This window comes from Methylobacterium ajmalii, assembly GCF_036448855.1.
Classification (GTDB): domain Bacteria; phylum Pseudomonadota; class Alphaproteobacteria; order Rhizobiales; family Beijerinckiaceae; genus Methylobacterium; species Methylobacterium ajmalii.
The window spans coordinates 1-19,795 of record NZ_JAZFXT010000002.1; the positions used below are offsets into that span (position 1 = coordinate 1).

General features: G+C 70.1%; 19 protein-coding genes, 1 tRNA gene, 1 rRNA gene and 1 pseudogene. 14 read left to right on the forward strand and 8 right to left on the reverse strand.

What is annotated here, in order from left to right:
* Both rrf and V3T34_RS00225 read left to right on the forward strand, forming a co-directional pair.
* Positions 1 to 112, forward strand: a 5S ribosomal RNA gene (rrf, locus tag V3T34_RS00220); the annotation flags it as partial.
* Positions 113 to 156: 44 nt separating this feature from the next.
* A tRNA-Met gene (locus V3T34_RS00225) sits at positions 157 to 233 on the forward strand.
* A 50-nt stretch (positions 234 to 283) separates the two neighbouring features.
* Here V3T34_RS00225 and V3T34_RS00230 read toward each other — a convergent pair.
* Positions 284 to 997, reverse strand: a complete 714-nt coding sequence (locus V3T34_RS00230) for an alanyl-tRNA editing protein (RefSeq protein WP_305078528.1) — start codon at positions 995 to 997, stop codon at positions 284 to 286.
* Positions 998 to 1,142: 145 nt separating this feature from the next.
* Here V3T34_RS00230 and V3T34_RS00235 point away from each other — a divergent pair, with 145 nt between their 5' ends.
* From V3T34_RS00235 to rsgA, 9 genes and pseudogenes are all read left to right on the forward strand, one after another.
* On the forward strand, positions 1,143 to 1,622 hold the full coding sequence (locus V3T34_RS00235) for a response regulator (RefSeq protein ID WP_048432124.1): 480 nt from the start codon (positions 1,143 to 1,145) through the stop codon (positions 1,620 to 1,622).
* A gap of 172 nt (positions 1,623 to 1,794) precedes the next feature.
* Entirely contained in the window at positions 1,795 to 2,775 is a 981-nt protein-coding gene (locus V3T34_RS00240) for an ABC transporter substrate-binding protein (RefSeq protein WP_091884708.1), read from the forward strand.
* 39 nt (positions 2,776 to 2,814) lie between these two features.
* Entirely contained in the window at positions 2,815 to 3,597 is a 783-nt protein-coding gene (locus V3T34_RS00245) for an ABC transporter permease (protein WP_407942628.1), read from the forward strand.
* 2 nt (positions 3,598 to 3,599) lie between these two features.
* Complete coding sequence (locus tag V3T34_RS00250; protein WP_305078527.1) at positions 3,600 to 4,463, forward strand: ABC transporter ATP-binding protein; 864 nt, start codon at positions 3,600 to 3,602, stop codon at positions 4,461 to 4,463.
* 183 nt (positions 4,464 to 4,646) lie between these two features.
* Positions 4,647 to 5,756: a Ppx/GppA phosphatase family protein gene (locus V3T34_RS00255; protein ID WP_060845205.1), complete on the forward strand. Its 1,110-nt coding sequence runs from the start codon at positions 4,647 to 4,649 to the stop codon at positions 5,754 to 5,756.
* Between the two features lie 214 nt (positions 5,757 to 5,970).
* Positions 5,971 to 6,741: an RlmE family RNA methyltransferase gene (locus tag V3T34_RS00260; protein WP_060845204.1), complete on the forward strand. Its 771-nt coding sequence runs from the start codon at positions 5,971 to 5,973 to the stop codon at positions 6,739 to 6,741.
* Positions 6,738 to 7,040, forward strand: coding sequence for a hypothetical protein (locus V3T34_RS00265; protein WP_244533402.1), 303 nt, complete (start codon positions 6,738 to 6,740; stop codon positions 7,038 to 7,040). The genes V3T34_RS00260 and V3T34_RS00265 overlap by 4 nt, the downstream gene beginning before the upstream one ends.
* Before the next feature lie 30 nt (positions 7,041 to 7,070).
* Positions 7,071 to 7,235 (forward strand): annotated as a pseudogene (locus V3T34_RS00270) (IS5/IS1182 family transposase); the annotation flags it as partial.
* Between the two features lie 44 nt (positions 7,236 to 7,279).
* Positions 7,280 to 8,314 carry a ribosome small subunit-dependent GTPase A gene (gene rsgA / locus V3T34_RS00275; RefSeq protein ID WP_305078526.1) on the forward strand — a complete coding sequence of 345 codons (1,035 nt, stop codon included), beginning with the start codon at positions 7,280 to 7,282 and terminating at the stop codon, positions 8,312 to 8,314.
* 194 nt (positions 8,315 to 8,508) lie between these two features.
* On the opposite strand, the gene recQ is transcribed toward rsgA, so the two are convergent.
* Entirely contained in the window at positions 8,509 to 10,353 is a 1,845-nt protein-coding gene (gene recQ / locus V3T34_RS00280) for a DNA helicase RecQ (protein WP_305078525.1), read from the reverse strand.
* 86 nt (positions 10,354 to 10,439) lie between these two features.
* Here recQ and V3T34_RS00285 point away from each other — a divergent pair, with 86 nt between their 5' ends.
* Together V3T34_RS00285 and V3T34_RS00290 are read left to right on the forward strand one after the other, a co-directional pair.
* A complete protein-coding gene (locus V3T34_RS00285; RefSeq protein ID WP_091884723.1) occupies positions 10,440 to 10,679 on the forward strand; it encodes a type II toxin-antitoxin system VapB family antitoxin in 240 nt (79 codons plus the stop codon).
* Complete coding sequence (locus tag V3T34_RS00290) at positions 10,679 to 11,080, forward strand: type II toxin-antitoxin system VapC family toxin (RefSeq protein WP_305078524.1); 402 nt, start codon at positions 10,679 to 10,681, stop codon at positions 11,078 to 11,080. Before V3T34_RS00285 ends, V3T34_RS00290 begins: the two co-directional genes overlap by 1 nt.
* Positions 11,081 to 11,086: 6 nt before the next feature.
* On the opposite strand, the gene recF is transcribed toward V3T34_RS00290, so the two are convergent.
* From recF to queE, 6 genes are all read right to left on the reverse strand, one after another.
* Positions 11,087 to 12,232 carry a DNA replication/repair protein RecF gene (recF, locus tag V3T34_RS00295; RefSeq protein WP_305078523.1) on the reverse strand — a complete coding sequence of 382 codons (1,146 nt, stop codon included), beginning with the start codon at positions 12,230 to 12,232 and terminating at the stop codon, positions 11,087 to 11,089.
* A gap of 262 nt (positions 12,233 to 12,494) precedes the next feature.
* Positions 12,495 to 13,616, reverse strand: coding sequence for a DNA polymerase III subunit beta (gene dnaN, locus V3T34_RS00300; RefSeq protein ID WP_060845197.1), 1,122 nt, complete (start codon positions 13,614 to 13,616; stop codon positions 12,495 to 12,497).
* A 168-nt stretch (positions 13,617 to 13,784) separates the two neighbouring features.
* Positions 13,785 to 15,287 carry a chromosomal replication initiator protein DnaA gene (dnaA, locus tag V3T34_RS00305; RefSeq protein WP_305078522.1) on the reverse strand — a complete coding sequence of 501 codons (1,503 nt, stop codon included), beginning with the start codon at positions 15,285 to 15,287 and terminating at the stop codon, positions 13,785 to 13,787.
* A gap of 500 nt (positions 15,288 to 15,787) precedes the next feature.
* The gene (locus V3T34_RS00310) at positions 15,788 to 16,453 is read right to left on the reverse strand and encodes a nucleotidyltransferase family protein (RefSeq protein ID WP_305078521.1); all 666 of its coding nucleotides are present in this window, start codon (positions 16,451 to 16,453) and stop codon (positions 15,788 to 15,790) included.
* A gap of 273 nt (positions 16,454 to 16,726) precedes the next feature.
* Entirely contained in the window at positions 16,727 to 17,083 is a 357-nt protein-coding gene (gene queD / locus V3T34_RS00315) for a 6-carboxytetrahydropterin synthase QueD (RefSeq protein ID WP_060849121.1), read from the reverse strand.
* Between the two features lie 85 nt (positions 17,084 to 17,168).
* Positions 17,169 to 17,801: a 7-carboxy-7-deazaguanine synthase gene (gene queE / locus V3T34_RS00320; RefSeq protein ID WP_305078520.1), complete on the reverse strand. Its 633-nt coding sequence runs from the start codon at positions 17,799 to 17,801 to the stop codon at positions 17,169 to 17,171.
* Positions 17,802 to 18,171: 370 nt separating this feature from the next.
* Here queE and V3T34_RS00325 point away from each other — a divergent pair, with 370 nt between their 5' ends.
* Positions 18,172 to 19,677, forward strand: a complete 1,506-nt coding sequence (locus V3T34_RS00325; RefSeq protein WP_305078519.1) for a D-alanyl-D-alanine carboxypeptidase family protein — start codon at positions 18,172 to 18,174, stop codon at positions 19,675 to 19,677.
* The last annotated feature ends 118 nt before the right edge of the window (positions 19,678 to 19,795 follow it).

The window sequence follows — 19,795 nt, forward strand, 5'->3', positions numbered from 1 at the left end:
GTGGTCAGAGCGGGGTGATCAGAACCCGATCCCATCTCGAACTCGGCCGTTAACCGCCCCAGCGCCCATGGTACTGTGTCTCAAGACACGGGAGAGTCGGTCACCGCCAGACCTGCCAAGCACGTCATGCATTCCCTCATTACGAACACACCCTGGCGCGGGGTGGAGCAGCCCGGTAGCTCGTCAGGCTCATAACCTGAAGGTCACAGGTTCAAATCCTGTCCCCGCAACCAAACCAAACAAAAAACCCCGCTCGGCATCGCCGGCGGGGTTTTTCGTGTGTTCAGGCCAAGTCGATGCGCACGCGGCGGTTCTGCTTGCCCTTCTTCTCGATCGCCGTGACCGTCACGGAGCCGATCTCTCCGGTCCGCGCGACGTGGGTGCCGCCGCAGGGTTGGAGGTCGAGGCCGTCGATCGCCACCAGGCGCACGCGCCCGCTGCCCATTGGCGGCTTCACTGACATCGTTTTCACGAGCCCCGGATTGGCCAAGAGCTCCGCGTCGCTGATCCAGCGCGTGGACACGGCCGCGTCCCGCGCGATCATCTCGCGCAAGCGACCCGTCACCGCCTCCTTGTCGAGCCCGGCATCCGGGATGTCGAAATCGAGCCGGCCCTCCTCGCCGTCTCCGATCGATCCGCCGGTCACCGGGTAGGGGAGGGCGACCGAGAGCAGGTGGAGAGCGGTGTGCACGCGCATGCGGGCGTGACGCAGGGGCCAGTCGAGAACGAGGCGGACCGCCTCTCCCGGCCGCGGCAGCGTCTCGGTCGGCGCCACCTTGTGCAGCACCGTGCTCTTGTCGGCGCCGTAGACGGTGTCGGCGACCGTGATCGCGCGGCCGTCCTCCCGCACGATCCGGCCGCGGTCGCCGGGCTGGCCGCCGCCCTGGGCGTAGAACACGGTCCGGTCGAGGACCACGCCGGTCTCGTCGGCTGCGACGACCCGTGCGTCGGCCTCGCGCAGGAAGGCGTCGTCGCGAAACAGGAGAGTGGTGGACATCGGGCCTCGCGAATCGGTGAGTCGTGGCCGCGAGAGTGGCCCGTCGCCGTGCTGCCGTCGAGATCACCAAGAATTAACCACGTCGATTAGCGAAACCGTAGGGCTGCCCGTTCAATCTCTGGCAAGATTCGAGACGAAGCCCGCGATGATCGCCACTCCGACCTTCCCGGACCTCTCGGCCCTCGTGGTCGACGAGAGTCTCTACATCCGCCGCATCGTGCGCGACATGCTGATGCGCGTCGGCATCAAGCGTCTCCTGGAAGCGCCCGACGGCGCCGAGGCGCTGGGCGTGCTGGCCGAGAGCAAGCCCGACCTCGTCGTGCTCGACTGGGACCTGGCGATCCTCTCGGGCGAGGAGTTCATTCGTCTCGCGCGCACGCCCGCCACCTCGCCGGCGCCCACCGTGCCGATCATCCTGATGCTGGCCCAGCCGCGCCGCAACGTGGTCGATCGCGCGATCAACCTCGGCGTCAACGAGATCATCGCCAAGCCGTTCTCGCCCAAGACCCTGTGGTCGCGCCTCGACGAGGTGATCAACCGCCCGCGTCCGTTCTCGCAAGTGAAGAGCCTGCTGCGGCCCCAGCCGCGGCTGGCCGCCGCGGCCGCGGTCAAGGGACTGCTGTAAGGGTGTCGCGATCAGGTTCTGACATCGGCGAACCGTGGTCCGGATTTAATCCCGGAGTCTAAAGTCTTAGCGTCGGCCCCGCGATCACGCTTCCGCCAGCCTCGACTTTTGTCCAAGATCCCGTCCGAACCGATTCAGGCCCGCCAGTGGCCGGACGGACAGGGAGTGAAGCATGCTCAAGCGCCTCGCCGCCGTCGCCGCCGCCCTGGCGGCCATCTCCGGCCCGGCCGCCGCCCAGGACGTCGTGCGCCTCGGCAACCTGAAATTCGCCCATTACGGCGCGATCTCCTACATGAAGGAGATCGCCGGAAAATATAACCTCAAGATCGACGAGAAGCAGTTCGCCAAGGGCGCCGACATCTATCCGGCGATGGCGGTGGACCAGATCGACATCGCGGCCTCGGGGGCCGACGGCGCGGTGGCGGCGCGCGGCAACGGCGTGAAGCTTCTGGTGGTGGCGGGCTTCGCCAATGGCGGCGTGCGCATCCTCGGCCGGCCCGATCTCGGCGCCAAGACGCTGGCCGACGTGAAGGGCAAGAAGGTCGCGGTGGTGCGCGGCGGCACCCAGGACCTGATGCTGCTCGCCGAGCTCGAGAAGAACGGCATCACTTGGTCCGAACGGCCGGGCAAGGACGTGCAGCTCGTCTACTTCAACAACTACGCCGACCTGAACCAGGCGCTGGCGCAAAAGTACGTCGACGTGATCTGCCAGAGCGAGCCGCAATCGACGCAAGCCATCTCGAACGGCTGGGGCTACGAGATCGTCAAGCCCTACGACACCCCGGTCGGCGTGCCCTACCGCCCGCTCGTCATGACCGAGAAGATGTATACCGAGAAGCCCGAGATCGCCGCCCGGGTTCTCAAGCTGTTCGTCGAGGCGACCAAGACGTTCATCGAGAAGCCGGATCTCGCCGAGAAGTACGTCCGCGAAACGGTGTTCAAGGGCCAGCTCAGCAGCAAGGATTTTCGCGATTCGATGGAGAACGCGGATTACACCTACGACATGCCGGCCGGCCACATGCAGGTCACGGCCGACCTGATGCACAAGTACGGGCTCGGCAAGATGGTCAACCCGCCGAAGGGAGACGCCGAGTGGGTCAAGCTCGACCTGCTCGAAAAGGCAAAGGCCGAACTCGGCGCCAAAACGAACTGAGCCGTCATCGTGAATCGTCTCTCCGCCTTCCGCGGCGCCCTGCTGCCGGTCGGGCTCCTGATCCTGTGGGAGGCCGCCAGCCGCGCCGGCCTCTTCTCCGCCGTGGTGCTGCCGCCGCCGAGCGCGGTGGCCTCGCGCTGGATCGCCAGCCTCGTGCCGGCCCTGCCCTACGACCCCGCGACCCAGAGCTACGCCGCCTGGCTCTTCTCCGGCGAGCTGCCGCACGACGCGGTGGCGAGCCTGGGCCGCGTCATCGCGGGCTTTGCCATCGGCGTCGGCCTCGCGCTGCCGGTCGGGCTCCTGATGGGCACGAGCGACCGGCTCTACGCCCTCGTCAATCCGCTCCTGCAGATCCTGCGGCCGATCCCGCCGATCGCCTACATCCCGCTCGCCATCGTGTGGTTCGGGCTCGGCAACCCGCCGGCCCTGTTCCTGATCGCGCTCGGTACCTTCTTTCCGGTCCTCGTCAACACGGTGGCGGGCGTGCGGCAGGTCGATTCGATCTATATCCGGGCGGCCCGCAACCTGGGGGCCAATTCCTGGACGATGTTCCGGCGGGTGATCCTGCCGGCGGCGAGCCCCTTCGTGCTCGCCGGCATGCGCATCGGCATCGGCACCGCCTTCATCGTGGTGATCGTCGCCGAGATGATCGCGGTCTCGGACGGGCTCGGCTACCGGATCCTGGAGGCGCGCGAGTACATGTGGTCGGACAAGATCATCGGCGGCATGCTGACGATCGGCATCCTCGGCCTCGTCATCGACGGCGCGATGTCGCGCCTCAACGACCACCTGCTGCGCTGGCATCGCGGCCTGGAGCGCTGACCATGACCGCGCAAGCAAAGACCGCGACGGCCCCGCTCCGCCGCGCCGAGCCCGCCGCCCGCCCCGGCCCGGGCGCCGCCGAGATCGTTATCGAGAACGCCTCGAAGGTGTTCGGCACCGGCGAGGGCGCCGTGGTGGCGCTCGACGGCGTGTCCGCGGCGATCCCGGGCGGGCAGTTCGTCTGCCTGCTCGGGCCGTCCGGCTGCGGCAAGTCCACCCTGCTCAACGCCATCGCGGGGTTCTCGCCCCTCACCGGCGGGTCGATCCGGATGAACGGGCGCCCGGTCGTCGATCCGGGCCCCGAGCGGGGCATGGTCTTCCAGGAATACGCCCTGTTTCCGTGGATGACGGTCGAGCAGAACATCCGCTTCGGCCTCGACATCAAGGGCGTCGCCCGGTCCGAGGCCGACGCGGTGGTCGCCCGCATCGCCCAGAAGCTCGGCCTGTCGGACTTCCTCGGGCGGTTTCCCAAGGACCTGTCGGGCGGCATGCGCCAGCGCGTCGCCATCGCCCGCATCCTGGCCCTCGACCCGCCGGTGATGCTGATGGACGAGCCGTTCGGCGCCCTCGACGCACTGACCCGGCGCACGCTCCAGGACGAGCTGCTGCGGATCTGGGCCGAGTACCGCAAGACCATCGTGTTCGTGACCCACTCGATCGAGGAGGCGATCTACCTCGCCGACCGCATCGTCGTGCTCACCTACCGCCCGGGCCGGATGAAGCGCGACCTGATCGTGCCGCTCGCCCGCCCGCGCGACACCGCCTCGGCCGAGTTCAACGCGCTGAAGCGCGAGCTCGCCGGGCTGGTGATGGAGGAGCAGCAGCGCTTCACGCAGGCCGAGCTGACCGGGTCGGCGGTCGATTGACCGACGAATCCCGGTCGTCGATCGACGGCTGTGCTTGGTCGGAGCCGCGTCGTCCCGGTGCATCGGCGCGCGGCGCGGCACGATCGCGGCTTTGCGTTCGGCCCGGAGCCACGTAAGCTTGTCTCATGTGATGGGCTTAATCCGTCCCGCCAGGGTCGGAGGTGAAGGATATCGGCATCGCCGATGAGGGATGAGACGGCCGTCTCCGTGCCGGCGCGCGCCGCGGAGTATGCCGAGACAGCGCGCGCGACCGCGCCTCCGCCGGATCCGGCGGGGGTCGACCCCCCACGTCGTCCGGACCGGCGCGCCTATGCGGCGCTCGATCTCGGCACCAACAACTGCCGGCTCTTGATCGCCGAGCCGGCGCCCTACGGGTTCCGGGTGATCGACGCGTTCTCGCGCATCGTGCGCCTCGGCGAGGGCCTGGGGACCACGGACCGGCTCAGCGACGACGCCGTCGAGCGCACGGTCGACGCGCTCGCGGTCTGCCTCGGCAAGATGCGCAGCCGCGGGGTGGTGCGGTCGAAGTCGATCGCCACCGAGGCCTGCCGCCTCGCCGTCAACGGCGCGGCCTTCGTCGACCGGGTCCACCGCGAGGTCGGGCTCGACCTCGAGGTGGTGGACCGGCGCACGGAAGCCTATCTCGCGGTCACCGGCTGCGCGGCGCTCGCCGACCGGCACGCCGAATCGGTGGTGATCTTCGATATCGGCGGCGGCTCGACCGAGATCATCTGGCTCGACGGTTCGGCCGCGCTCGCCCGCAGCGCCGACCCCACCTTGCGCATCCGCGCCTGGGATTCGCTGCCCGTCGGCGTCGTCACCCTGGCCGAGCGCTACGGCGGGGCCGACGTGACCCGCCCGGTCTTCGAGGGCATGGTCGAGGAGGTCGCCGACCGCCTGACCAAGTTCGCGCTGATCGCCGGCGCGGCGGCCCACGCGCCGAACTTCCACCTGCTCGGCACCTCCGGCACGGTGACGACGCTCGCCGCCACCCACCTGCGCCTGCCGCGCTACGACCGGCGCCGGATCGACGGGTTATGGATGCGCGACCGCGAGGTCACCGACGCCATCGACGGCCTGCTCTCGACCCGCCTGTCGGACCGGGCGCAGAATCCCTGCATCGGCCGCGACCGGGCCGATCTAGTGCTGGCCGGCTGCGCCATCCTGGAGGCGATCCGCCGGGCCTTCCCGTCCGAGCGCCTGCGCATCGCCGATCGCGGCCTGCGCGAGGGTCTCTTGATGAACATGATGCGCGAGGACGGGGTGTGGCGCCGGGGAGGGCGGCCGAGCTGACGGCCTCCGGGCTTGCTCGCGCAGGACTCCTCGGAGAAGCGGGCTTGCGCCCGCGGGCCCGGAGCGTCATTGACCTCGTGCGCCTCACGATCGCTCCGTGATCGCGAAGCGCTCTAGGTGTTTGATTTTGCCGCATTTTCTCCGACGAACCGGTATCTACTTCGTCGAAAAATGCTCTAGAACGATTTTTTTCGATCATCGAAGGTCACGGGATATGAGCGATCGTCGCGGCGGCGGCCTCCGGGGCGACCTGAAGCAGCGGGTCAAGACCGGGCGCGGGCGCACGGTCTCCTCCAAGCTCTGGCTCGAGCGCCAGCTCAACGACCCCTACGTGGCCCGCGCCAAGCGCGAGGGCTACCGCTCGCGCGCGGCTTTCAAGCTCACCGAGATCGACGAGCGCTTCCGGCTGCTCAAGCCCGGCCAGCGCGTGGTCGATCTCGGTGCGGCGCCGGGCGGCTGGTCGCAGGTGGCGGCCGCCAAGGTCGGCAGTCATCCCGGCGCGTCGGCGCCGCGGGGCCGGGTGGTCGGCATCGATCTCCTCGAGATCGAGCCGATGCCCGGGGTCGACTTCGTCACCCTCGACTTCCTCGATCCGACCGCGCCGGGTCTCCTCACCGAAATGCTGGGCGGGCCGGCGGACGTCGTGATGTCCGACATGGCCGCCAACGCCACCGGCCACAAGAAGACCGACCACCTGCGCATCATGGGGCTCGCCGAGACCGCCTTGGCGTTTGCCCGCGAGATCCTGGCGCCGGGCGGCACCTACCTCGCCAAGGTGCTGCAGGGCGGCACCGAGGGCGGGCTTCTCACCGACCTCAAGCGCGATTTTTCGAACGTGCGCCACGTCAAGCCGGCGGCGAGCCGGGCCGATTCGAGCGAGCTCTACGTGCTGGCGACCGGCTATCGCGGCGCGGAGGCGACCGACGGGCCGTATCGCGAGACCGAGGACGGCGGCGAGGAGGACGAGGCGGGCTGGCGGCCGTGACGCCGGCGGCGGCGATCGACCGCGCCCGGGCGCTCCTCCTGGCGGAGGGTTTTTCGGAGGTCGGGCAGGGGACGCGGGGCGAGAGCTTCTACTTCGGCCTGCCCGGTGCCGAGGGGCAGGTGCGGGTGGCGAACCATGCCCGCACGCCGAAGCAGCGGCTCAAGCATCCGGAGGTGGTGGCGAGTCTTGTCGTGACGGGGCCGCTGTCGGAGGCGGCGCTGCGGGAGCGCTTGAGCGCGACCTTGCGAGATTTTCGGGGACGGCAGGAGCGGCCGACGATGGCGATCACGCCACACTGAGCCTTATGAGGCGGATGCGTTCTTCCTCTCCCGTCGAAGGGGGGACTTGCGGTTCCTCGTCGATCGTCCCAGCGGCAGGTAGGTTGGTGCCGCAGGCTCGCCCGCGATGACGAAAACGCCAGATCGTCCGCGCTCGCCGTCTTCGTCCTCGCCGCAGCCATGATCCTCGCCAAGCGCTTCGCAGGGGCAGGATGAGGCGGGCCGTTGCGAGCGGCTGGTCACCGGACCGAGGTCATGCCATGTGTCGCCGGGTGACCGATCTTCCCCATTCCCTCCCGCCTGCGCCGCTTGCGAGCCTGGGTTGGCTCACCTTCTTCGAGGAGCAGCGTGAGCCGCACGAAGCCGAACTCGCTCCCGTGCGGATCGCCATGGTTCACCGCTCACGCCTGAGCGCCCTGTCGGAGGCGGGGTCAGTCGAGCTGACGCTACCCGTTCATACGAATACCGGTGATTTCGCCGTGGGCGATTGGGTCCTGGTTGATCCCCGGACCCGGATGCTTCACCGACGCCTGACCCGCAGGACGGTCCTGGAGCGGCGCGTCGAAGGCAGCCGAACCCTGCAGCCGGCCGCAGCCAACGTCGATACGCTGTTCATCGTCACCTCCTGCAACGCCGACTTCAATCAGGCCCGACTCGAGCGCTATCTGGCTCTCGCCAACCAGGGCGGCACGAATCCGGTGATACTGCTCACCAAGGCCGACATGGCGGCCGATGCTGACGTCTACCACCGTCAGGCGGCCGAGTTGCAGCGCGGGCTCGACGTCGTGACCGTCAATCCCCGGCTTCCGGAGGCTGCCCGCACCTTGGCCTCGTGGTGCGGGGTGGGCCAGACCGTGGCGCTGGTCGGCTCTTCCGGTGTCGGCAAGTCGACCCTGGTGAACACGCTCGCCGGCCCGGGACAAGCGCGTCCCCAGGAAACCGGAGGCATTCGCGAACACGACGCCAAGGGACGCCACACCACGACGGCGCGATCTCTGCACGCCATCGCGGGGGGCGGCTGGGTGATCGATACACCGGGAATGCGAACGCTGCACGTCAGCGGCGCGACGGAAGGGATCGCAACGCTGTTTGCCGAGATCACCGAACTCGCACACTCGTGCCGGTTCCGCGACTGCACGCACGCGCACGAACCCGGCTGCGCCGTGCAGGCCGCCGTCGCCGACGGGACGGTCAACCCCGAGCGCCTGACCCGCTGGCGCAAGCTCCTCGATGAAAACCACGACAACACGCCAGCCTTCACGGGTCCGCGCGGCCGACGGAGTGCGGGCGGGTAGACATCTCTGCCCACCCTATGCGGTCGTTCTGCCTATCGGGCTCAGGGTGGCGGACAACATGGCTAAGCGGACGGGAGAGTCCGCCGACCACCAAGCGCATCGACCTTACGCCACAGAGGCTATGCGACACATCCTTTGGGATCGACAGGGTGCGGGGATACGCGGTCTGAAGGGCTTTGCGTGAGAGACCCCGCTCACCCCGCCCGCTTCGCCGCATCCGCCAGGAACTCCGCCACAGCCTCCACGAAAGGCTGCCCATAGGCATCCCGCTTGCGCTCGCCCACCCCGTGGACCGAGCGTAGCGCCCAGAGGTCGACGGGCTTGGCGCGCGCCATCTCGATCAGGGTGCGATCGGGAAAGATCATGTAGGCGGCGACGCCCTCCTGGCGGGCGAGCGTCGCGCGCAGGCCGCGCAGGTGCTGGAACAGCGCCTCGTCGGTGTCCGAGAGGCCGAGCGTGTCGTCGTCCTGGGTCGCGCGGCGGCGCTCTTTCGGGGCTTTCGGTTCGGGATCGGGACGCAGCTGCACCGGCTCGCGGCCGAACAGGATCGCCTCGCCCTTGTCGGTGAGCGAGAGACCGCCGTAGCCGTCGCCGTTCTCGGCAACCGCGCCCGCGGCGAAGAGCTGGCGCAGGATCGCCCGCCAGGCGGCCACCGGCTTGTCGGAGCCGACCCCGAAGGTCTTGAGCTGGACGTGGCCGTTGCGGCGGATCTGCTCGCTCTCCTTGCCGTGGACGAGGTCGCAGATATAGGCGGCGCCGAAGCGCTGGCCGGTGCGCACCACCGCGGAAAGAACCTTCTGGGCCGCCACCGTGCCGTCGATGAGCGAGACGCCGCCGCGGCACAGGTCGCAGCGGCCGCATCGCTCGCTCTGCTCGCCGAAATAGCCGAGCAGCGACTGGCGCCGGCAGGTCGCGCCCTCGCACAGGCCGATCATCGCCTCGAGCTTGCGGCGCTCGACTCGGCGGCGGTCGTCCGGCACCTCCTTCTCGTCGATCTGGCGACGGCGGAGCGCCATGTCGTCGAGGCCGTAGAGCGTGAGCGTGTCGGCCGGCAGCCCGTCGCGGCCGGCGCGGCCGATCTCCTGGTAGTAGCTCTCGATCGTCGAGGGCATGTCGGCGTGGCAGACGTAGCGCACGTCCGGCTTGTTGATGCCCATGCCGAAGGCGATGGTCGCCACCACCACGACGCCGTCCTCCTGCAGGAAGGTGTCCTGGTTGCGCATCCGCACGCTCTGCTCCAGGCCGGCATGGTAGGCGAGCGCGTTGAAGCCGTCCTGCTGCAGGATCTCGGCGATCTGCTCGGTGCGCTTGCGCGACGAGCAGTAGATGATGCCGCTCTCGGCCTTGCGCGGGCGCAGGAACCGCGAGAGCTGGCGGGTCGGGTGCTCCTTCGGCGCGAAGGTCAGGCGGATGTTCGGCCGGTCGAAGGAATGGACGAAGAGTTCGGGCTTGCGCCCGCGGGGAAACAGCCGCTCGGAGATGTCGGCCCGGGTCGCGGCGTCCGCCGTCGCGGTCAGCGCCACGGTCTGCACGTCGCCCAGTGCCTCGCGCGCGCGCGCGAGGTCGCGATATTCGGGCCGGAAGTCGTGGCCCCATTGCGACACGCAGTGGGCCTCGTCGACGGCGAGCCGGCGCACGCCCGCACCCTGCAGCGCCTCGATCAGGCCGTCCATCAGGAGCCGCTCGGGCGAGACGAAGAGCAGGCGCAAGCTGCCCTGGCGGATGCCGCGCCAGGTCTCGCGGGCGCTCGATTCCGACACCGACGAGTTGAGGGTGCCGGCCGCGATGCCGAAGGCCTCCATCTGCTTCACCTGATCGTGCATCAGCGCGATCAGCGGCGAGACGACGACGGTCAGCGACTCTTCTACCAGGGCGGGGAGCTGGTAGGTCATCGATTTGCCCGAGCCCGTCGGCATCACCGCGAACACGTCGCGCCCGTCGAGCACGGCGCCGATCACCTCGGCCTGGCCGGGACGGAAATCCTCGTAGCCGAAGGTTTTGCGAAGGGCGGCGCGGGCCTCGTCGAGGCGGTCTGTCATGGGGTTCGATCGCTCTGCGCGGCCTTGCGACGGGGCGCGAGGCGTGTAGACATGCTGGCGACGGTGTCTACACAGGATCGCGTCCCATGTCGCTCAACATCCGCAGCCAGGAGGTGAATCAGCTGGCTGACAAATTGGCGACGATGGCCGGCGTGAGCAAGACGGAAGCGGTTCGCCTGGCGCTGGCTGCCGAGATCGCCCGCCGCGAGGAATCCGTGCCGCTCGTCGAGCGCATCAAGCCGATCCAGGATTATATCGCGTCGTTCCCGCGCACCGGGCTGAAGGCGGACAAGGCCTTCTTCGACGATCTGAACGGCGAACCCTGATGTTCGTCGATGCCTCGGCGATCGTCGCGATCCTGCTCAAGGAGACCGGAGCGACCGATCTGACCAATCAGATCGACGCGGCGTCAGATCCGGTCACCTCGACCCTCGCGGTCTTCGAAGCCGTCACGGCGATCAGCCGCGAGGCCGGCCTGTCCGTCGAGGATGCCGACCGGCAGGTGAGGGGGTTCATGACGATCGGCCGCATCGGGCTCGTTGCCGTCGCGGAGGCCGAGGTCAATGGCGCCCTCTTGGCTTACGCCCGCTACGGCAAAGGGCGGGGCCATCCCGCGCGGCTCAATCTCGGCGACTGCTTCGCTTACGCATGCGCGGCCGTCCGCGGCCTGCCGCTGCTGTTCGTCGGCAACGACTTCAGCCGGACGGCGCTGCCGCCGACGCTCTGAGGCCGTTCAAACCCGCACGCTCCCCTCCGCCACCTGCACCATATCCGCCCGTTCGCCCAACTCCCCGAACAGCACCGGATCGGCCCCGGTCATCCAGACCTGGCCCGGCAGGGCCTCCAGCGCGTCGAACAGACCGGCGCGGCGGCGGGGATCGAGATGGGCGGCGACCTCGTCGAGAAGGACCAGGGGGCTGAGCCCGCTCATCCCGGTGACGAGGCGGGCATGGGCCAGTACCAGGCCGATCAGCAGCGCCTTCTGCTCGCCGGTCGAGGCGGTGGCGGCGGGCACGTCCTTGGGGCCGTGGCGGACCACGAGGTCGGAGGCCTGGGGGCCGGCCAGCGTCCGGCCAGCGGCGCGGTCGCGAAAGCGGTTTTGGCGCAAGGTGGCGCGGTACCGGTCCTCGGCATCGACCGCCGGCCACACAGCCACGAGGTCGTCGATATCGCCCTCGAGCCGCACCCCGGCCCAGGGGAAGGGCGAGGCCTCGTCGCGGGTGGACAGGATCAGGCTGTCGAGGCGTTCCACCGTCTCGCGGCGGGCGAGCGCCACGGCGACCGCGAGTTCCGCCACCTCGCGCTCGATCGCCTCGAGCCACGGCCCGTCGTCGGGCCGCTCCTCCAGCAGGCGGTTGCGCGAGCGCAACGCCCGCTCCATCGCGCTCACCCGGGCGCCGTGGCCGGCATCGACGGCGAGCACCAGCCGGTCGAGGAAGCGGCGCCGGTCGCCGGCCGGCCCGCGGAACAAGGCGTCGAGATCGGGGGTGAGCCAGACCACCCGCACCTGCTCGGCGAACGCCGTGGGGGAGGGGGCGGTGGCCCCGTCGATGCGGCAGAGCCGGCCGCCGCGCTCGTCGCGGCCCCGCGGCGGCTCCCAGGCGGTGCCGATGCGGTGGTCGCCGTTCGGCCCCTCCAGCGTGAGCGAGACCGCGAAGCCGCCGGCCCCGCCCTCGCGCGCCATCCCGGCGAAATCGGCCCGGCGCAGGCCCCGGCCGGGGGCGAACAGCGACAGGGCTTCCAGGATGTTGGTCTTGCCGGCCCCGTTCTCCCCCACCAGCGCGACGAAGTGGCGACCGACCGCGAGGTCGAGATCGGCGTGGTTGCGGAAGTCGCGGGCGATCAGACGGGTGACGCGCAAGGGGTCGGGCTCGGTCATCCCCGGGCCATATCACAGGTCGGCGCAGGCGCTCGGGACCACGCTCGTTTTTCGGCAAGCCTTATCCCATCCGCCACCTCATCCTGAGGTGCCGGAGTGAAGCGGAGGCCTCGAAGGAGGGCTTCAGGGATCACAGAGACGTCTGGAGCCCTCCTTCGAGGTCAGTCGATTTCAATCGACTGACACCTCAGGATGGGGTCGTGGGTGGGAAAGGCTGGCGCTGCCCGGCATTTCGAACCTCCGAGAGCGCGCAATCCCGCCCTCACACCCGCATCGGCATCAGCACGTAGAGCGCGGGCGCCCCCTCGCGGTCCTGGATCACCGTCGGCGAGCCCGGATCGGCGAGGCGGAACAGCGCCGTGTCGCCGTCGAGCTGGGCGGTGATGTCGAGGAGGTAGCGGGCGTTGAAGCCGATATCGAGGGGACCGGACTCGTAGTCGACGTCCAGCTCCTCGGTCGCCGAGCCCGAATCCGGGTTGTTGACCGAGAGCGACAGGCGCCCGTCGGTCATGGCGAGCTTCACCGCGCGGCCGCGCTCGGACGAGATGGTCGAGACGCGGTCGACCGCCTTGGCGAACTGGTCGCGCTCGACCGTCAGGCGCTTGTCGTTGCCGGTCGGGATGACGCGGGCGTAGTCCGGGAAGGTGCCGTCGATGAGCTTCGAGATCAGGGTGACGCCGGACGAGAAGCTGAACCGCACCTTGGCCGACGAGATCTCGACGCCGACGGTCTCGCCGCCATCCTCGACGAGCTTCTGGATCTCGGCCACGGCCTTGCGCGGCACGATGATGCCCGGCATGCCGCCGCTGCCCTCCGGCGCCTCCATCTGGACGCGGGCGAGGCGGTGGCCGTCGGTGGCGACCGCCCGCAGCTTGAGCGAGCCCTCGGCGTCGATGGTGTGGAAGAAGATGCCGTTGAGGTAGTAGCGCGTCTCCTCGGTGGAGATCGCGAACTGGGTCTTGTCGATCAGGCGCTTGAGGTCGGCGGCCGGCAATTCGAAGCGGTGCGGCAGCTCGCCGGCGGCGAGGTCGGGAAAATCGCCCTCCGGCAGGGCGCCGAGGGTGAAGCGCGAGCGGCCCGAGCGGATCAGCATCTGGCCGGTCTCGCCGCTGGTCTCGAGCGAGACCTGGGCGCCGTCGGGCAGTTTGCGCACGATGTCGTAGATGACGTGGGCCGGCACCGTGATGGCGCCGCCGTCGACCACGTCGGCGGGGATCGTCTCGGTCACCTCGATGTCGAGGTCGGTGGCCTTCAGCTGGAGGCCGTCCGGCCCCGAGCGCAGCAGCACGTTCGACAGGATCGGGATCGTGTTGCGCCGCTCCACGACGCGGTGCACGTGGCCGAGCGACCGAAGAAGGGCCGCGCGCTCGACGGTGACTTTCATCAGGGTGATCCGTGTCTCGAACGACCGACCGTTCAAGGCCGGCAACCGCACTCGTTGCCCCGTGCACGCACGGGACGGGAACTTTGGCGAAGGCGCTCCCCGAAGGCAAGCCGGCGGGGGAGGCTCATCCACGAGCCTCCCCCGCGCGCGGCCATCGGTTCCGGAGCCTCAATCCTGGAGCATGCGCTTCAGGAGCTCGACCTCGTCGCACAGCGCCGTGTCCTCGCCGATCGCCTTCTCGATCTTGCGCACGGCGTGGAGCACCGTGGTGTGGTCGCGCCCGCCGAAGCGCCGGCCGATCTCCGGCAGGGAGCGCAGCGTCAGCACCTTCGAGAGGTACATGGCGATCTGGCGCGGCTTGACCACCGCGGCGGTGCGGCGCTCGGAGAGGATGTCGGAGCGCGAGACGTTGTAGCGGCTCGCCACCAGCTTCTGGATGTCCTCGATCTTGACCCGCTTCGGCTCGCGGTTCTTCACGAGGTCGCGGATCGCCGTCTCGGCGGTGTCGAGGGTGACGGGTGCTCCGGTCAGCGTCGCGTGGGCGAGCAGCCGGTTGACCGCGCCTTCAAGGTCGCGGCCGTTGGCGGTGATCGCCTTCGCCACGTACTCGGCGACTGCGGGACCCACCTCGAAGGCGGGGTGCGAAGCCCGCACGGCCTCCAGGCGCGACTGCAGGATCGAGGCGCGCAGGGCCTCGTCGAGGGTGCCGATCTCGACCACGAGGCCACCGGCGAGGCGCGAGCGGACGCGCTCGTCGAGGGCCTCCAGCTCCGTCGGCGGCCGGTCGGCCGCCACCACCACCTGGCGCCCGGCATCGATGAGGGCGTTGAGGGTGTGGCCGAACTCCGCCTGGATCGAGCGGCCCTGGATGAACTGCACGTCGTCGAGGATCAGGACGTCGATCGCCCGCAGCTTCTCCTTGAAGGCCAGCGCGCTCTGGGTCTTCAGCGCGTTGACGAAGCCGTACATGAAGCGGTCGGCGGTGAGGTAGATCACCCGCCGCCCGGCATTCTTCACCGAGTGGCCGATGCCGTGCAGGAGGTGGGTCTTCCCCAGGCCCACGCCGGCATGGAAGTAGAGCGGGTTGTAGAGCGCGGGGCCCCCGTCGTGGCGCGCGACCCGCTCGGCGGCGGCGTGCGCCAGGGCGTTCGAGCGGCCGACCACGAAGCTCTCGAAGGTCAGGCGCGCGTCGAGCGGCGCACCGCCGAGATCGCCCTCCGGGGCGGCACCGCGGGCCTGGCGCTCGGGCTCGGGCAGCTCGGCGACCAGGCCGGCGGAGGCCGCCGGGCGCGGGGCCGGGGCGGGCTTGGCCGCCGCGGCGGCGCCCGGCCGGGCCGGGGCCATGGCGCCGCGCACCCCGACCTCCAGGCTCTCGATGCCGTCGGCCTCGCTGCGGAAGGTGGCGAGCACCCGGTCGATGTAGTGCGACTCGATCCAGCTCTTCAGGAACCGGGTCGGCACGGTGAGGCGGGCGACGCCGCCGGACACGTCCTGAAGCTCGAGCCGGGCGAACCAGCTCGCGAACACGTCCTCGCCGAGCTCCGCCCGCAGGCGGCGCTTCACCCGCTGCCAGGCTCCCGCGATGTCGGCGGTGCCGCTGGTGCGGCCGTCGTCGCCGTTGCCGCCACGGCCGGAGCCGACTCCTTCCGCCAAGCTGCCGTCCACACGCATGACTGGTCCCTTCTCGGCCCGTCCGCGGTTGCCCGCGACCCGGTCCGTACGCAGATACGCTTGCCGCACCCCGGACGAGGGGCCCGGCGGCCGGGTCGAAGGGCCGAGGGAGTCAACGGCTCCCGTGCCTTTTTCCCGTGGTTCACCCCGGTCTATCAACAACTGGTCTCGTTTCTCTTAAGGACCGGGGACCCCGAAATCCGCGAGGCGGCGCCAAGGGTTGGCGGCAGCCCACGGCGACGCCCGGGCGCGTCGTGCCCGGAAGCCGGTCCGGTCGATCATCTCAGAGCGGGACGAGACCCGCGCGAAGGGCGGGCATGGGCCAAAAACTAGGCTGTCCTGGTGACGCCTCGCAACAGGAACGATCGACCGCAGGGTGAACCGATCGTTACACCCTGCAGCCACCCCCACCCGATCCACAGCCTGTCCGGCGGCAAGGTGCTGGAATCGTGACCGTTTCGTTGAAGCGACGTTGCGAGCGCCAAAAGATCCCTACCGGCTCAACGACTTGTCGAGAACGGGGAGGGCCCGGGGGACAGTCCGGTGGAAACCGCCGCCGTGTCTCCCGCGCACTTGACAGCCGGGGCGGCCGCTCCAGGCCACGGCAGCACCGTGATCTCGGGCCAGAGCGCCCGTGCCCGTTCCGCCTTGGCGGCGTAGGCCGGCCCGTTGGCGATGGCGGGGTTGGGGCGCAGGACCATTCCGAACAGGTCGGCGAGGCCGAACGGCGCGACGATCGAGAGCGCGTCGTCCGGCTCGAACCGCACCCCGACCGCGTGGACGACCGCCGCGTAGCGGGACAAGGCCGCATCGGCGCTCGGCAGGGGAGGGTAGGGGCTGCCGAAGCGGCGCTCGAACCAGAGATGGACCCGGGCCTGGTTGCGGATCTCGACCGGGCCGACGCCACCCGCGAGAGAAGGGGCCGCGCGTCGCAGGACTGCGTCCTCGGCTTCCCAGGACAGGTCGGCATCGTCGAAGTAGATCAGGTCGTAGTCGCGGATGCCGTGCCCGCGCGGCCGCCCGGTCAGAGCGTTCCAGACCGTCTGGTACAGGCAGCCGGCGACGAGGCGCCATTGCGGCAGGGCGAGGTCGCGGGCCTTCGCCAGGAGCGCCATCAGGTCGGGATCGGCCCGGACGATGTCGGCAAGCCGCTGCTGATGCTCCACCTCGTCGGAGCCTGTGCGAGCGGGCTTTTCGGTCGGCTGTGTGAACACGGCAGAGTGACCCTGTTCTCTCACCTCATCCCGAGGTGCGACCAACGGGAGCCTCGAAGGGGGGCTTCAGATGTCGTCGTGATCCCTGGAGCCCTCCTTCGAGGTCAGTCGATCTTCGATCGCGTGCGATCTGCGATCGCCAACACCTCAGGATGAGGTGAGAGGATAGGAGCGCCTGCTTTCCGGATCGCCGACTGACATGTGCGCTGGAACAGGCACTCCGTGTCACGCCCCGGTATATTCCGCCCACGACATCGGCGTCTCGAACACCTTGACCGAGGACAGGAGCGGCAGGGCCGGCCGGGTCTTCTCCCAGATCCAGACCGCGATGTGCTCGGCGGTCGGGTTCTCGAGGCCCGGCACCTCGTTGAGGCAGTAATGGTCGAGCCGCTCGAGCACCGGCCCGAAGGCGGCCTCGACGTCGAAGAAGTCGACGACCCAGCCGGTCTCGGGGTCGACCGGCCCGTCGAGGGTCAGCTCGACCCGGTAGGAATGGCCATGCATGCGGTGGCAGCGATGGGTCGCGGGCACGTTCGGCAGCCGGTGGGCCGCCTCAAACGTGAAGGCCTGGGTGATCTTCATCGGTCGTCTGTTCTGGATATGGAGTTGGGCGGCCCCTTAGCACCGATGGGGCCGGCGGGCGAACCCGTGCGGGCCCGTGCGGCGGCTACGGGATCTCGATCAGCTTGTGGGTCTGCAGGCTGAGGCGCCAGCGGGCGTCGCGCAGGCAATGGGCCACCGCGGCCTGGGTGTTGGCGATCCGGTCGGGCCCGTCCATCGGCTGGAGCCAATGATGGCGGAAGTCGAGCTCGGCGAGCGCGTCCGGGTCGAGGCCGGCCTGCGGGTAGACGAGCTTCAGCTCGTGGCCGCCGGTGAGGCGCAGGGGTGCGCCGGCCTTGGGGCTGACGCAGATCCAGTCGATCCCCGCCGGGGCGGCTTGCGTGCCGTTCGTCTCCACCGCGACCTCGAAGCCGCGGGCATGGACGGCGGCCAGCAGGGCGTCGTCGAGCTGGAGCAGCGGCTCGCCGCCGGTGAACACCACGTAGCGCCGGCCGCGCGCCCCGTTCCAGGTCCGCTCGATCGCCTCGGCCAGGGCCTCCGCGTCGGGGAAGCGGCCGCCGCCGACGCCGTCGGTGCCGACGAAGTCGGTGTCGCAGAACCGGCAGGCGGCTTGCGCCCGGTCGGCCTCGCGGCCGCTCCACAGGTTGCAGCCGGAAAAGCGGCAGAACACCGAGGCGCGCCCGGCCTGGGCGCCCTCGCCCTGGAGGGTGTGGAAGATCTCCTTGACGGCGTAGCTCATGATGTCGGTCGTCGGGCGCCGCCTTGCGGCGTCGCGCGGTGCTCCCCTGTGGATCGAGACGGTCGCCCCGGCGTGTCAGATGCGGCCCGCGCCCGCAAGGGTGCCCGGCGCAGGGCCGGTGCGCGCGTCCCCCGCCTGTGGACGGGCCTGTGCGCGGCCGGGGGAGGGGCGGGCCGCCATCCTCCCGCCATGGATGTCGGGTTCATGGGCGCATCGCGCGGCGCTGTCAAAAGCTTCGCCGCTGCCCTACAATCATGGCCGGTCCGCCGTGCGGTGCCCGGGGCGGCGCGATCGGACGGCCCGGAGCAAGGGGCCGGACGGTCGCGGGGCGCGCCGCGGGGCGGCACCGGTACGACGGGAATCCATCGGAATGTTCAACGCTGCGCTGCTGCCGCGCCTCGCCGGACGCCTCCTCGGCCTCGGTGCTCTTCTGGCTGCCGGAACGGCGGGGGCGGTCACCGCGCCGATGCTGGTCGTGGACGTCGATTCCGGCAAGGTGATCTACAGCCAGGGCGCCACCGATCCGTGGTTCCCGGCCTCGATCACCAAGCTGATGACGACCTACGTCGCCCTCGACATGGTGCGCCAGGGCCGCGCCTCGATGGACCAGCTGCTCACCATCTCGGAGGCCGCGGCGGCCGAGCCGCCCTCCAAGATGGGCTTCAAGCCCGGCACGCAGCTCACCCTCGACAACGCGCTCAAGATCATCATGGTGAAGTCGGCCAACGACGTCGCCTGGGCGATCGGCGAGAATCTCGGCGGCTCGATCGACGGCTTCGCCGCGCAGATGAACGAGACCGCGCAGCGCCTCGGCATGCGCGACAGCCGCTGGACCAACCCCAACGGCCTGCCCGACCCGCGGCAATGGACCTCGGCCCGCGACATGGCGGTGCTCGGCCGGGCGCTGCTGCGCGACTTTCCCGAGAACCGCGACCTCTTCTCGATCTCGGCGATCCAGTTCGGCCGCGCCGTGATGCCGAACCACAACGGCCTGCTCGGCCGCTATGCCGGCGTCGACGGGATGAAGACCGGCTTCATCTGCTCGGGCGGCTTCAACGTGGTGGCGAGCGCCAACCGCAACGGCCGGCGCATCCTCACGGTAGTGATGGGCCAGTCGAGCGCCCGCGAGCGCGACCTGAAGGCCGCCGACCTGTTCGATTACGGCTTCGGCCAGTCGGGCTTCAGCTTCGGCGGCCAGACCCTCGCCGAGCTGCCGGCCTCGTCGATCGCCACCCCGCCCGACATGCGGCCCTACATCTGCGACAAGCGCCGGCCGATGCCGACGGATGCGGATTCCGCCGCCCTCACCGCGAGCGCCGCGGCGGCCGGGGGCAACGCCGACAATGCCAACGCCCAGCTGATGGCGGCCGGGGCGCCGCCCTCCTCGGCTTTGGCCTTCGCCACCATGAACAGCGCGGCCCTGCGCAACCGCGCCCTGCCGCCGCGGGCGCCGCTGCAGCCGGTGCTGGTCTGGACCGGCCGCGACCCGGCCGAGAGCGCCATCGCGGCGACCGACGAGGCGGCGCCGGCGAAGCCCGTCGCCGCGAGGCCCGCGGCCCGGGTGAAAGTGGCCAAGCCCGTGCCGCAACGGCCCGCGCCGAGCCGCAGCATCGCGGCGACCGGCGCCACCGTGCCGCAGCCGAAGCTGCTCGCCCGCCACAAGGGTGCGGCGCCGGCCGCAGCCTCGGCCTTCGCCTCCACCGGTCCTTCCACCGCGGTGATCGCGGAGCCGAAGGGCCACAAGGCCGCGGCGAAGCCCGCCGCCAAGCACGACGCCAAGCAGGATTTGAAGCCGGCGGCCAAGCCCGCTCCGAAGGCCGAGACCAAGCCGGCGGCCAAGCCCACCGTGAAGTCCGCCCGCAAGAAGGACGACTGATCCTGGCGGCCGGGCCGGTCTTCTGCCCGGACGAGGCCCTGGCCTATCGGCGCAGCCGCACCGTCTTCTCGCCGGGCCACGGGCTCGTCCTCGATGAATCCTACCGCCTGGCGCACCT

What these genes read in the sequence shown, in the direction of transcription:
- V3T34_RS00230 (WP_305078528.1), bottom strand. Translation starts at nt 997, where the DNA reads ATGTCCACCACTCTCCTGTTTCGCGACGACGCCTTCCTGCGCGAGGCC.
- V3T34_RS00235 (WP_048432124.1), top strand. Translation starts at nt 1,143, where the DNA reads ATGATCGCCACTCCGACCTTCCCGGACCTCTCGGCCCTCGTGGTCGAC.
- V3T34_RS00240 (WP_091884708.1), top strand. Translation starts at nt 1,795, where the DNA reads ATGCTCAAGCGCCTCGCCGCCGTCGCCGCCGCCCTGGCGGCCATCTCC.
- V3T34_RS00250 (WP_305078527.1), top strand. Translation starts at nt 3,600, where the DNA reads ATGACCGCGCAAGCAAAGACCGCGACGGCCCCGCTCCGCCGCGCCGAG.
- V3T34_RS00255 (WP_060845205.1), top strand. Translation starts at nt 4,647, where the DNA reads ATGAGGGATGAGACGGCCGTCTCCGTGCCGGCGCGCGCCGCGGAGTAT.
- V3T34_RS00260 (WP_060845204.1), top strand. Translation starts at nt 5,971, where the DNA reads ATGAGCGATCGTCGCGGCGGCGGCCTCCGGGGCGACCTGAAGCAGCGG.
- rsgA (WP_305078526.1), top strand. Translation starts at nt 7,280, where the DNA reads ATGTGTCGCCGGGTGACCGATCTTCCCCATTCCCTCCCGCCTGCGCCG.
- recQ (WP_305078525.1), bottom strand. Translation starts at nt 10,353, where the DNA reads ATGACAGACCGCCTCGACGAGGCCCGCGCCGCCCTTCGCAAAACCTTC.
- V3T34_RS00285 (WP_091884723.1), top strand. Translation starts at nt 10,440, where the DNA reads ATGTCGCTCAACATCCGCAGCCAGGAGGTGAATCAGCTGGCTGACAAA.
- V3T34_RS00290 (WP_305078524.1), top strand. Translation starts at nt 10,679, where the DNA reads ATGTTCGTCGATGCCTCGGCGATCGTCGCGATCCTGCTCAAGGAGACC.
- recF (WP_305078523.1), bottom strand. Translation starts at nt 12,232, where the DNA reads ATGACCGAGCCCGACCCCTTGCGCGTCACCCGTCTGATCGCCCGCGAC.
- dnaN (WP_060845197.1), bottom strand. Translation starts at nt 13,616, where the DNA reads ATGAAAGTCACCGTCGAGCGCGCGGCCCTTCTTCGGTCGCTCGGCCAC.
- dnaA (WP_305078522.1), bottom strand. Translation starts at nt 15,287, where the DNA reads ATGCGTGTGGACGGCAGCTTGGCGGAAGGAGTCGGCTCCGGCCGTGGC.
- queD (WP_060849121.1), bottom strand. Translation starts at nt 17,083, where the DNA reads ATGAAGATCACCCAGGCCTTCACGTTTGAGGCGGCCCACCGGCTGCCG.
- queE (WP_305078520.1), bottom strand. Translation starts at nt 17,801, where the DNA reads ATGAGCTACGCCGTCAAGGAGATCTTCCACACCCTCCAGGGCGAGGGC.
- V3T34_RS00325 (WP_305078519.1), top strand. Translation starts at nt 18,172, where the DNA reads ATGTTCAACGCTGCGCTGCTGCCGCGCCTCGCCGGACGCCTCCTCGGC.